Origin of the sequence: Hymenobacter bucti (assembly GCF_042681145.1) — a bacterium.
Classification (GTDB): Bacteria; Bacteroidota; Bacteroidia; order Cytophagales; family Hymenobacteraceae; genus Hymenobacter; species Hymenobacter bucti.
This window is the reverse complement of record NZ_JBHUFD010000001.1, coordinates 164,878-177,129: the sequence shown is the minus strand read 5'-3', so window position 1 is coordinate 177,129 and position 12,252 is coordinate 164,878. Positions and strand designations below refer to the sequence as shown.

9 protein-coding genes are annotated in these 12,252 nt (G+C 62.4%); 5 read left to right on the top strand and 4 right to left on the bottom strand.

Translation table 11 applies throughout. The features are described 5' to 3' along the window. Window positions 1–70: 70 nt before the first annotated feature. Window positions 71–1,708, bottom strand: a complete 1,638-nt coding sequence (locus tag ACFSDX_RS00680) for an FAD-dependent oxidoreductase (protein WP_382311106.1) — start codon at window positions 1,706–1,708, stop codon at window positions 71–73. A gap of 141 nt (window positions 1,709–1,849) precedes the next feature. On the opposite strand from ACFSDX_RS00680, the gene ACFSDX_RS00675 reads away from it, so the two are divergent. Beyond that, window positions 1,850–3,286: an MBOAT family O-acyltransferase gene (locus ACFSDX_RS00675; protein WP_382311105.1), complete on the top strand. Its 1,437-nt coding sequence runs from the start codon at window positions 1,850–1,852 to the stop codon at window positions 3,284–3,286. A gap of 25 nt (window positions 3,287–3,311) precedes the next feature. After that, window positions 3,312–4,484, top strand: coding sequence for an alginate O-acetyltransferase AlgX-related protein (locus tag ACFSDX_RS00670; protein WP_382311103.1), 1,173 nt, complete (start codon window positions 3,312–3,314; stop codon window positions 4,482–4,484). 36 nt (window positions 4,485–4,520) lie between these two features. On the opposite strand, the gene asnS is transcribed toward ACFSDX_RS00670, so the two are convergent. After that, window positions 4,521–5,909: an asparagine--tRNA ligase gene (gene asnS, locus ACFSDX_RS00665; protein WP_382312310.1), complete on the bottom strand. Its 1,389-nt coding sequence runs from the start codon at window positions 5,907–5,909 to the stop codon at window positions 4,521–4,523. Window positions 5,910–6,105: 196 nt separating this feature from the next. On the opposite strand from asnS, the gene rpoN reads away from it, so the two are divergent. Continuing rightward, window positions 6,106–7,719 (top strand): RNA polymerase factor sigma-54, encoded by a 1,614-nt coding sequence (gene rpoN / locus ACFSDX_RS00660; protein ID WP_382311101.1) that lies wholly within the window; start codon window positions 6,106–6,108, stop codon window positions 7,717–7,719. Window positions 7,720–7,829: 110 nt separating this feature from the next. Further along, on the top strand, window positions 7,830–8,564 hold the full coding sequence (locus ACFSDX_RS00655; RefSeq protein ID WP_382311099.1) for an NAD-dependent epimerase/dehydratase family protein: 735 nt from the start codon (window positions 7,830–7,832) through the stop codon (window positions 8,562–8,564). Here the strand turns inward: ACFSDX_RS00655 and ACFSDX_RS00650 are convergent. Continuing rightward, window positions 8,503–10,056: a tetratricopeptide repeat protein gene (locus tag ACFSDX_RS00650; RefSeq protein ID WP_382311097.1), complete on the bottom strand. Its 1,554-nt coding sequence runs from the start codon at window positions 10,054–10,056 to the stop codon at window positions 8,503–8,505. The genes ACFSDX_RS00655 and ACFSDX_RS00650 overlap by 62 nt on opposite strands. A gap of 820 nt (window positions 10,057–10,876) precedes the next feature. Between ACFSDX_RS00650 and ACFSDX_RS00645 the strand changes: the two genes are divergently transcribed. Beyond that, entirely contained in the window at window positions 10,877–11,143 is a 267-nt protein-coding gene (locus tag ACFSDX_RS00645) for a CsbD family protein (protein ID WP_382311095.1), read from the top strand. Window positions 11,144–11,282: 139 nt separating this feature from the next. On the opposite strand, the gene ACFSDX_RS00640 is transcribed toward ACFSDX_RS00645, so the two are convergent. Continuing rightward, window positions 11,283–12,194, bottom strand: coding sequence for a histone deacetylase family protein (locus ACFSDX_RS00640; protein WP_382311094.1), 912 nt, complete (start codon window positions 12,192–12,194; stop codon window positions 11,283–11,285). Between the last annotated feature and the right edge of the window lie 58 nt (window positions 12,195–12,252).

Sequence of the window (12,252 nt, the reverse complement as noted above, 5' to 3'; positions counted from 1 at the left end):
GACATAAAGAAAGGGGCCTGTCTGCCAGACAGGCCCCTTTCTTTATGTCTAACTAGCTGGCTTAATAGTACTAGACCTGATTACTCACTGCAAGGTCTTCCCACTTCGTATTCTCCTGCAGGGCGGCAGGCGCGGGCATTCGGCCCTGGCCAAGCAGCTCGGTGATGTAGAGCATGTCGGCGTCGCGGCCCATGCCGGCCACAGCCGTGATGCGGTCGGCCTGCACGTAGAAGGCCAGAAAATCCTGCTTGGCTACCTCGCCGTGGTAGATGATGGTGTCCCACTGCTCGGCGTGGCCGGCGTAGCGCAGGCTCTTACCATACTGCTGCGTCCAGAAGAAGGGCGCCGCTGTAAACTCTTCCAGCTGGCCCAGCATGTTGCGGGCCGCTACGGCGCCGTGCTGCTGCGCCAAGCGCCAGTGCTCGATGCGGGCCGGCTGGCCAGTGGCCGCCAGTGGGAAGCGGGCAATGTCGCCGGCCGCGTACACGTTGGCGGCGGCTAGCAGCTGCGCGTTCACGGACAGGCCGCCGTCTTTGTCGAGCGTAAAAGCATCTTTCAGAAACTCGGTGGCCGGGCGCACGCCCACGCCGAGCACAACGGCATCGGCGGGCAGGGTATGGCCGGTTTTGAGCTGCGCGCCCGTTACGTGGCCCTGTTCCCCTAGGAGGGCGGTCACCTCGGCTTCTACCTCAAATTTTACGCCTTTCTCCTCGTGCAATGCTTGAAACATCGCCCCGATTTCGAGACCTAGGATGCGGGCGAAGGGCACCTTTTCTTGGGCGATAACTGTCACGGCCCGGCCTTCGCTGACCAGGCTGCTGGCGGCTTCCATCCCGATAAAGCTGGCGCCGATGATAACGACGTGCTTGGCGGTCTGGGTGGCTTCGAGTAGCGCCTCAGCATCGGCCTGGGTGCGCAGGGGCAGCACGCCGGGCAGGTCGTGGCCGGGCAGCTTGGGCAATAGATTAGGCGTGCTGCCAGGGGCCAGCAGAAGCTGGTCGTAGGGCAGCGGCGGCTGGCCATCCAGCTGCACTTCGTGCTTACCTAGGTCTACACCCGTGACGCGGCTATTTTGTCGGCGCTCAATCTTTTGCTGCGCGTAGAAATCGGCTTCGCGCAGCGGCAGTGTCTCCGGCTTGGCCTTGCCGGCCAGGTAGGCTTTGCTGAGCTTGGTGCGGTCGTAGGGCAGTTGCTCCTCGGCCGACACCAGCACCACGCGGCCCGCGAAGCCTTCGCGGCGCAGCGTTTGGGCCGCAAACTCGCCGGCCGCTCCGCCGCCCACGATGACAAACGTACGCGGGTCGGCCGGCGCGGCGGCCGCGGGTGGGGGCGTGCCGCCCAGCTCGGCCGTGGGGGTGGTGTCGGGCTTGTCAGTGCTGGCGGGCGGGCTTGGGGGCACCTGCACCAGGATGCGGCCCTCGGCCTCGCGCACGGCGTAGGTGGGCAGGTCGTCGAGGGCGGGCGGCTCGCAGAGGTGGCCGCTGTCGAGCTTGAAGCAGGCGTGGTGCCAGGGGCAGATGAGCTTGCCATTCACCACTTTGCCTTTTTCGAGCGGCGCGCCGTAGTGCGGGCAGTTGGGCGCAAAGGCGTGCACCTGGCCCTGATGCCGGGTCAGCAGCACTTTGGGGCCGTCGTGGGGAGTAGGGAAGGTTTGGATGGCGCCTTCGGGCAGACTGGCGGCGTCGGTGAGGTCAATTTCGGAGAGCATGGGGCCTAGTAAGTACAGTTGAGCTAACAACGTAGCGCCCTAGGTTAGGGTTAGTTGGCTAGCGGGGCACCTAGGGGCCGCCACGGCGGCCAGGCACGTAGTTTTGGGGCCGCCGCGGGGGAGCCGCCTCTTTTTTTGCCTATGGTTTTCAGTAGTACGCTCTTCCTGTTCTACTTCCTGCCCGTGTTCTTGCTGGTGTACTGGCTGGTGCCCACCCGCGCTAAAAACCCGGTGGCCCTGGTAGCCAGCCTGCTCTTCTACGCCTGGGGTGGGCTCAATTTTCTGGCTTTGTTCCTGGGCTCGGTGGTGGTCAACTTCCTGCTCATTCGGTTTATGGATGCCGCGGAGGCGCGCTGGCAGCAGCGTATATTTCTTATTATCAGCATACTACTCAATGTTGGTATGCTGGTTTATTTCAAATACGCTAACTTCTTTCTCGACAATGCCAGTGCCGTGCGCAGCTACTTCGGCGGGCCGCCCCTGACGTGGGAGAAAGTTGTCCTCCCCATCGGCATCTCGTTTTTTACCTTCGAGAAGCTCACCTACACCATCGATGTGTACCGGGGGGTGAACAAGCCGCTGCGCTCGTTCTGGGATTTCCTGCTCTATATCATGCTGTTTCCGAAGATGATAGCCGGGCCTATCGTGCGCTTTCACGAAATTGCGGGGCAGCTCACCGACCGCCGCGCCTTTGATACGGTCGATGAAAAGCTGGCGGGCCTGTTTCGCTTCGCGGTGGGTTTGGGCAAGAAAGTGCTCCTTGCCAACGTACTCGGCGAGCAGGCCGACCGCGTGTTCAGCCTCGACCCGGCGGGCTTGGCTATGAGCCAGGCGTGGCTGGGGGCGCTGGCCTACACCTTTCAGATTTACTTCGACTTCTCGGGCTACTCCGATATGGCGTTGGGCCTAGGGCGGCTCATGGGCTTTCAGTTTCCGGAGAACTTCAACTCGCCTTACGCTGCGCGCTCCATCAGCGAGTTCTGGCAGCGGTGGCACATTACCTTGGGGCGCTGGATGCGCGACTACCTCTACATTCCGCTGGGCGGCAACCGCGTGCGGCCCAGCCGGCTTTACGTCAATCTGTGGACCGTCTTCCTCTTGTCGGGCTTCTGGCACGGCGCTGCCTGGACGTTTATTGCCTGGGGCGCCTACCACGGTCTGTGGCTGGTGCTCGAGCGGTTGTTTTTGCTACGCGTGTACCGCCGCCTTGGCGCGCTCAGCATCGTGCCCACGTTTCTAATTACCGTGGCCGGCTGGGTCCTATTTCGGGCCGAAACCCTGCCCAAGGCCCTGGCCTACCTAGGCCGCATGGCTGGCCGCTGGCCCCAGTCGGTGGCTATGCTGAGCGGCAAGCCGATTGACAACCGGTTCTGGTTGGTGCTGGGCCTATGTGCTTGCTTTGCCTTTATGAACGCGGTAGGCACCCTAGAGCGGCGCAACCTGCGCCTGTACGCCGCGCACCCGCTTTCGCTGGGCCGGGCGGTGGGCCTCGGTATCGCGAGCGTGGTGCTGCTGGTCCTGAGTGCCGGCGCTATCGTTAGCAGCACGTTCAATCCATTTATTTATTTTCGCTTTTAGCGGCTTGCGCCGGGCTGCGTTCGCTATGGAAGTTTCTGCTCCTTCTCCTGCCAAGCGCTGGCTGCTAGGTATCCTGCTAGGACTTTGGCTGCTGCCGGCCGTGCAAACGGCCTTGTACATGAAGTTTTTGCGGCCGACCCGGGCGGCGTTCGAAGTCAAGCTCCCCCGCCCCGCTTTCAGCTGGCGGCAGTGGTATCGCGGCGAGCTTCAGCCCGCTTGGGAAGACTACGCCACGCAAAAGCTGGGCCTGCGCGAGTGGCTGGTAGAGCCGTACAACCAGCTTCAGTACAGCGTATTGCAGCAGTCTACCAATACGCAAGTGGTGCGGGGCAAGCACGGCATGCTGTTCGAAGTAGGCCCCCTGCAAAGCGCGCTGGGCCGCATTGCGCCCGCCACCGGGGCGCAGGTGGCCGCGCAGGTGCAGCGCCTGCGCGCCGTGCAAGACACCCTGGCCCGCCGCGGTAAGCTACTGGTCTTCGTCATTGCCCCCAGCAAGCCCGAGCTATACCCCGAAAACCTGCCCGACTCGTGCCAGCGCCTGCCGCGGCGGCCCACGGCCTACGAGCGCTACCGCCAGCCTATGCAAGCGGCCGGCATCAACGTGCTCGACCTGGCGGCCGTGTTCCGGGCCTGGAAGCGCAGCAGCCCCTACCCCCTGTTTCCCAGCGGTGGCACGCACTGGAGCGGCTACGGCTTCGTGCGGGCGGCCGATACTCTTATGCAGTATCTGGAGGCGCGGGGTAAGCTACGGCTGCCCCGCGTGCGCCAAACCGGGCTGGTAGTGGGCGCCGCCCCCCGCTACTCCGACAACGACCTGACGCGCCTGCTCAACCTGCTGCACGACCCGGCGCCCACGCCACCGCTAGCCTATCCCGAAGTAGCTTTTGACCCGCCAGCCCCCGGCCAGCGCCCGCCGCGCCTACTGCTGGTGGGCGACAGCTTCGGCTGGAGCTTCATCGAGTTCTACCCGTATCTGCCGCAGTTGAGCGCGCCGGGCTCGGCCTACTGGTACTACAACCACGACGTGGCCTGGACCAACGGCCCGGCCACCGGCCCCGGCCTCGTGGCGGACCGCGACCTGCGCGCCGACCTAGCCAACACCGACGTAGTGCTCTTGCTGTTTAACGCGTCCAACCTAGCCGATTTCGACCACGGCTTCAGCGAACGGGCCGCGCGCGAACTGGCCCTAGGTAAGTAGCCGGACCGCCCGGCGGCCCGGCTACTCAGTAGTGGTTTAAAACTCGGCGTTCTTGGGGAAGCGCGGGAAGGGAATCACGTCGCGGATGTTGGTCATGCCCGTCACGAACAGCACCAGGCGCTCGAAGCCCAGGCCGAAGCCGGCGTGCGGCGCAGTGCCAAAGCGGCGCGTGTCGAGGTACCACCACAGGTCGTCGGCGGGCACGTGCATCTCGGCCATGCGGGCTTCGAGCTTGCCTAGGTCCTCCTCGCGCTGCGAACCGCCGATGATTTCGCCGATGCCGGGAAACAGCACGTCCATGGCGCGTACGGTGCGGCCGTCCTCGTCGAGCTTCATGTAGAAAGCCTTGATTTCCTTGGGGTAGTTGGTCAGGATAACCGGCTTCTGGAAGTGCTTCTCCACGAGGTAGCGCTCGTGCTCGCTCTGCAAGTCGGTGCCCCAATCCACGGGAAACTCGAACTTCTTCTTGGCCGATTTCAGAATCTCCACCGCCTCGGTGTAGGTGAGGCGCTGGAAAGCGTTGTCGGTCACGAAGGTGAGGCGGCCCAGCAGCTCCTTGTCGTAGGTGTCGTTCAAGAATTGCAGGTCGGCAGCGCAGTGCTCTAGGGCATATTTTACCAGGCTCTGGAGGAAGTCCTCGGCCAGGTCCATGTTGTCAGTGAGGTCGTTGAAGGCCACTTCAGGCTCTATCATCCAGAACTCGGCGAGGTGGCGGGCGGTGTTCGAGTTTTCGGCCCGGAAAGTGGGGCCGAACGTGTACACGCTACCTAGGGCCATCGCGGCCAGTTCCCCTTCGAGCTGGCCCGATACGGTGAGGTTGGTTTGCTTGCCAAAGAAGTCCTCGCCAAAGTCTACCGAGCCGTCTTCGGTGCGCGGCGGGTGCTCGGGAGGCAGGGTGGTCACGCGGAACATCTGGCCCGCGCCCTCGGCATCGGAGCCCGTGATGATGGGCGTGTGGACGTAAAAAAAGCCGTTTTTGTTGAAATAATCGTGGATGGCAAACGCCAGCGCGTGCCGGATGCGCAGCACCGCCCCAAACGTGTTGGTGCGAGGGCGCAGGTGGGCAATTTCGCGTAGGTGCTCCAGCGAAGTGGCTTTCTTTTGCAGCGGGTAAGCTTCGGGGTCGGCGGTGCCGAGTACGGTTATTTCAGTGGCCTGAATCTCCGACGATTGGCCTTTGCCTTGGCTGGCTACCAGCTGCCCCCGCACCGCAATGCACGAGCCGGTCGTGATTTCCTTGAGGCTTTCCTCGGGGAATTTCTCGGCATCGGCCACTACTTGCAGCGTGGCCAGGCCCGAGCCGTCGTTGAGGGCGATAAACTGCACATATTTGTTGCCCCGGCGGGTGCGTACCCAGCCCTTCACCAGCACTTCGCGGTTGAGGTCGGTACTCGTGAGCAGTTCTTGGACGCGGGTGCGGCGCAATTGGTCGGCAGGCATAAGCGGTAAGCAAAAGGCAATTGAGCCAGCAAAGGTATAGCCAGCGCTTGCGGCTATCGCCCCTGAGGAGCTAACCCCGGCCGGAATTTGCAAGTATGCGCCTACGACCGGTTAGTTTGTTCTCCCGTATCTCTATCGTCCGCCCTGGCCACCCGGCCCATTTCTGCTAGTTTCCTACCCTATGCAACGCCTCGACCTTTCGCAACACCTCTCCCAGCGCCTTTCGCCCCAGCAAATTCAATTTATCAAGCTGTTGCAAATACCCACGGCCGAGCTCGAAACCCGCATCAAGGAAGAAATGGAGGTGAACCCCGCCCTCGAAGAAGGCGACAGCGACGAGCCGGACGAACGCGACGAGAACTCGGACGACACCCCCGAAACCGCCGATGACCCCAACGACTCGCTCGACAGCGACGACAATACCCTGGACGAGGATTATAGCAGCCACGAGCCCGCCGACGACGGCCCCAGCGGCCCCGATGACTACGCCGACGAGCGCCCCGAGCCCGCCGCCGAAGTCGAGGCCCTAGGTATCGACAACGACAACCACGAAATCGACATCAGCGACTACGTCAATGACGACGAGATAGCGGGCTACAAAATGCAGGGCGACGGCCCCGGTGAGGAAGAGGAGCGCGAAATGCCGCTGGCCGACACCGGCGGCTCGCTCCAAGACTCGCTGCTCGACCAGCTACACTACGCCCAGCTCGACGAGCTGGAGCAAAGCATTGGCGAGCAGCTCATTGGCTCGATTGACGGCGATGGCTACATCCGGCGCGACCTCGCGGCCATTGCCAACGACCTAGCTTTTAGCCAGAACATCGAAGCCACCGAGGCTGAGATTGAAGACGTGCTGCGCGTTATCCAGCAGTTCGACCCGCCCGGCATCGCCGCCCGCGACCTGCCCGAGTGCTTGCTTTTGCAGCTGGAGCGCCGCCCGCAAGATGAATCGACGTTGAATGCGGAACGCATTCTGAACGAGACGTTTGAGGAGTTTACCAAGAAGCACTACGCCCGCATTCAGCAGAAGCTGGACCTAGAGGACGATGAGCTGAAGGAAGCCGTGGCCGTGATTCTGCGCCTCAACCCCAAGCCCGGCGGCAGCGGCCCCGTGAGCGGCGGCAAGGGCAGCGCCGGCGGCGCGCAGTACCTGATGCCCGACTTCATCCTCACCAACGACAACGGCGAGCTGAACCTGACCCTGAACGCCCGCAACGCCCCCGAGCTGCGCGTGAGCCGCGACTACCGCGAGATGCTGCAGACCTACGACAAGGCCGCCAAGAAGGACCAAAAAATGAAGGAGGCCGTGAGCTTCGTCAAGCAAAAGCTCGACTCGGCCAAGTGGTTTATTGACGCCATCCGGCAGCGCCAGAACACCTTACTGCGCACCATGTCGGCCATCGTGGAACGCCAGCGCGAGTTTTTCCTGACGGGCGACGACTCGAAGCTGCGGCCCATGATTCTCAAGGACATCGCCCAGGCCATCGGCATGGATATCAGCACCATCAGCCGGGTGGCTAATTCCAAGTCCATCCAAACAGAGCACGGTATTTATCCGCTCAAATTCTTCTTCTCGGAGGGCATCGCTACCGACTCGGGCGAGGACGCCAGCAGCCGCGAGGTCAAAAGCATTCTCAAAGACCTCATCGGCGGCGAGAAAAAAGACCACCCGCTGAGCGACGACAAGCTGGAGAAAATGCTGAACGCCCGCGGCTACAACATCGCCCGCCGCACGGTGGCCAAGTACCGCGAGCAGCTCAATATTCCGGTAGCCCGGTTGCGCAAGGAGCTGTAATGCGGGCGCTGTGAGTTCGCGAGTGGCCAAAACCCACACCTAGGCCGCCCTGCCAAAACAAAACCCGTTCGCCCGCGTCTTGCTGGCGAACGGGTTTTGTTTTTCTAGCTATGTCCCAACGCATTATTCTCACCGGCGCTACCGGCATGGTCGGCGAAGGCGTATTGCTCACCCTGCTCGAACGGCCTGAGGTGGAGACGATACTGTCCATCAGCCGGCGGCCCAGTGGGCACGCGCACCCCAAGCTACACGAGCTGCTGGTACCCGATTTCTTCGACCTAGGCGGTATTGAGGAGGAGCTGAAGGGCTACACGGCGTGCTTTTTCTGCGCAGGAATATCAGTGGTGGGGCTCACCGAGGCCGAGTATACCCGCACTACCCACGACCTGACGCTGCATTTCGCCGAGGCGCTGGCCCGGCTCAACCCCGATTTAATATTTTGCTACGTCTCTGGTGCTGGCACCGATAGCAAGGAAAAGTCTCGCCAGATGTGGGCCCGCGTGAAGGGCCGCACTGAAAACGACCTGCTGCGCTTATTCCGCACGGCCGGCATGTTTCGCCCCGGCTTCCTGAAACCTGTGGCGGGGCAGCGGCATATTCTGCCACTTTACCGGTGGATGGGCTGGCTGTACCCAGCGCTACGAAAAGTCGCGCCCGCCACCGCTTGCTCGCTGCGAGAATTGGGCCTAGCCATGCTGGCCGCCAGCCAGCGCGCCCACCCGATGATGGTGTATGAGGTGCGGGATATCGTACGGCTAGCCAAGCAAGCAAGCCTAGGCGCAGCTAGCCCTCAGCCAGCTGTAGTAGCACCTCGTAATAAGGCCGGCCCAGCACCCGCGCCTTGAGCCAGGCGTAGAAGCTAATTACTTGTAAATCTTCGCGCTCTTCGGACAAAAAAGCGGGAATGCGCGCCACCCGCGCGGCAAACTCGGGGGTGCGCGCCACGGCCGGGTTATCGATGATTTCGCGCACAAAGCCCATGTAGCGCAGCACCGAGTGGTAGGGGCCACCTAGGGGCGTGGCGGCCGTTTCGGCCGTGGCCTCGGCGGCCGGAAACTGCTCGTACAGCCGCCGCTCCACGGCCTTGAGGCGGCTGAGCGCCTGGTCAGGGTTGCCGAGCTCTATTTGCACGAGCATCTCGCCCAGGTTGTGGTTGAGAAGCCACTCCAAGCCCAGGTTTTGCTCCATCCAGTGGTCGGTGCGGTCGAGGCTGATGAGCGTCTGGTTGGCCTTGTGAAAATTGCCTTCAGCAAAGTAGTGGAAGCTAAGCTGCAAGCGCGCCGTAAGCTGGTCGGCGGGCAGCAGCGCTGGCTTGGCTTTCAAAGCTTCGTCTAAAATACTGATGCTGTCGCGGTTGCGGTGCAAAAAAGCATAATTAGCCGCCAGCAAAAACGTGAAGCGCGGCCCTAGGTCGGCAAACTGCCGGCCCGGCGTGCCGGCCAGCACCGCCAGGCCCTGCTCGAGGTACGCTACCGACTCGGCAAAGCGGCGCGAGCGGTACAGGGCGTGGGCCAGCATGTAGAGCAGCCGCAGCTGGTAGCCCCGGTGGGCCGGCGCAAAGCCGTGGCGGCGCTCCATGAGCCGGTAGCAGCGCTCGATGTAGGGCGCAAACGTGGGGAAGTCGCCGCGCACCAGCATAGCGTGCCGCGTGATGCTCATGAGCCGGCACAGCAGCGAGGGCGAGCGCGCAAACGCCTCTTGCAAGTCGTACTCGACCAGAATACTGCGCAAAATCTCATCGACCGGCACGGCGCCGCGGCCCCGCAGCCGGGCCTGGCGCAGGCGCTGGCGCAGCAGGCTGTCGGCAATGGCGGCGCGCTCCTCCTCGTCGGCAGCCTTTTTGTTGCGGTGGCGGCGCTGGATAATCTCGTCGAGCGGGTCGGCATAGGGCGAGTTGGCGTACTGAATCTGCAGGTTATACACCGCGTTCAGGGGCTCGTACTGCTCGTTGTCCTGGGCCAGCTTTTCGGCCTTGCGCAGCAGGTTCCAGGCCAGGCGCGGCACGCCGGCCCCAAAGAGATACTGGGCCAGCGTGAGCTGCCCGCGCACCGAGGTGGCGGCCGTGGCATCGTGCTGCCGCTGGCGTAGCAGCAGAAAATCAGTGAGATACCGCAGCAGGCGCTTGCGCAGAGCATAGTACGCCACGGCGTTGGGCTCGTCGGGGTAGAGCTTCTGGATGAGCTCTTCGGAGCGGTATTCCTTGGGGCTGAGCAGCAGCTCGAGCAGGCGCAAATCTTGCCGGCCGGTGGCCTTGCGGCGCTGCCACTGAATGAATTGCCCTAGGTCGCGGCGGTCGTCGGGCGGCAGGGTTTGCAGGGTCAGGCGCAGGTCGTCCATGGCGGGTAACAGAATTCTTCTGCCCGAAAGTAAGATGAACACTCTCTGAAAAGCGCAGGCGGGCGCCTACCCACCGCTAATACCTAAACGGATTACAGATAAGCTATTCATTTACAAGCGCCTATCCGCATTACCCATTCATTTCAAAAGTCGGATTATTCTAAAAACCGCTTTTTGCTGGCTGTTCGCAGCGCCTAGCTTCGCTTTCCCATCTGGCTTGGCTCTGCTTATGAAACAGTTATACCGCCTCCTGCTACCGCTGAGCGTAGCGAGTAGCTTATTATCGTCGTGCAGCCCGCGGGCTTACCTAGGTTCGCAGGCGGCGTCCGTTGCGGCGCCGGGCCGGCCGGTGCTCGCCTCGGCCACGGTCGCGGTGCCGCTGGCTGCCCCAGCCGCCCTCTCGCCGGCCGACCTCGCCAGTGCAGCACCGGCATTGGCGCCGCCTATGCCAACGGTTCAGTCTCCATTGGGTAAGGCTGCTCGCCCGGCGCGCAAAGCCCGGGCTGAACCCCGCAAACTACTAGCTACAAAGCCACTAGCGCGAGCAATGCTACCGCGCACGCGGCACCGCGCCCCTGAAGCAGCGGGTATCCCCACGGGCCTGGAAGGACTGGGCGGTGCATTTCTACTAATAGCCCTGCTCGCATTCGCCTTTTTGGCCTTGGTGGGAGTAGCCTTGATGCTCTTGACCAGGTTTATAGTGAACTCACTTGAAAACCGGAAGCGACGCAAGCCCTAGGCAGCTAACATAAGCCCATCCATAACTCAACCGTTAGTCCCCCCGTATAAGCTCCACAACCCACCTCTTTCTTTTTCACTCATGGACGCTAATAACAATAACATCGACGACAGCACCGAACTGCAAGCTCGCGGCAACTGGAATGAAGTAAAAGGCGCTGCCAAGCAGAAGTGGGGCCAGCTCACCGACGACGACCTGACCTACGACGAAGGCAAGCAAGACGAGTGGTTTGGCAACCTGCAAGCCAAAACCGGCCATGCCATTGACGAAATCAAAGATTGGTTCTCGCAAACGTTCAGCGGCACGGACAACGACCCGAACCGCCCTTCGAACCAGAACCACAGCTAGTTTCTAGCTTTTCCTTTTTCTAAAGAAGCCCCGCTCCTATCCTGGTGCGGGGTTTCTTTTTGAATTATGAGTCAGAAGTTATGAGTTGATACCTAGCTCGCAACTCACAACTTTTAACTCAAAATTCTTCACTCATTTCCTACCCCCACAAGTCGGCGGCCACGCGGTAGGTGTTGGCGTGGGCCTCCACGATGTCGGCGATGCGCTCGGAGTAGCCGCCGCCCATGCACACCACCGTGGGCAGGCCGCGCTGGTGCAGCGCGCTCAGCACCAGCTCGTCGCGGCGGCGGCAGCCGGCCCTGGTCAGGGCCAGGTAGCCAAGCTTGTCGGTGGCCAGCACGTCCACGCCGCTGAGGTAAAACACAAAATCGGGGCGCACCTGCTCGTCGAGCAGGCGGGGCAGCGTGTCAGCCAGCAGCCCTAGGTACTCGTCGTCGCCGGTGCCATCGGGCAAGGGCAGGTCGAGGTCCGAGATTTCTTTGCGGCCCGGAAAATTGCGGGCCCCGTGCATCGAAAATGTGAACACCCGCGGCTCGTGTTGAAAAAGGGCCGCCGTGCCGTTGCCCTGGTGCACGTCGAGGTCAATAATCAGAATCTGGCGCACGCGGGCCGGCTCGTGGGTTAGCAGCCAGTTGGCGGCCACCGCTTGGTCATTGAGCAAGCAAAAGCCCTCAGGCCGCCCCGCAAACGCGTGGTGCGTGCCCCCGGCAATGTTGAGGGCCACGCCCGCCCCCGCCAGCACCCGCTGTGCGCACCCGATAGTGCCGCCCAGCAGCGTCATTTCGCGGCCGGCCAGGGCGGCGCTCCACGGGAAGCCGCTGGCCCGTTCCTCTTGGCGCGTAAGCTGGCCGTGCAGCAGGCGGTGCACGTAGTCAGCGTCGTGGGTGAGCAGCACATCGGCCAGGGCCGGGGGCGTGGGCACGAAGAAATCGCTGGCCGTGGCGGTGCCTTCGTGCAGCAGCTGCTCGGGCAGCAGCTCGTACTTCAGCATCGGAAAGCGGTGGCCCGGCGGTAGGGGCAGGATGTAGTTGGGGGCGAAAGCAATAGTCACTAGCTACCTAGGGAACAACTGGGGTATGAAACGTGGTTGACATGGGAATAAATAGTAA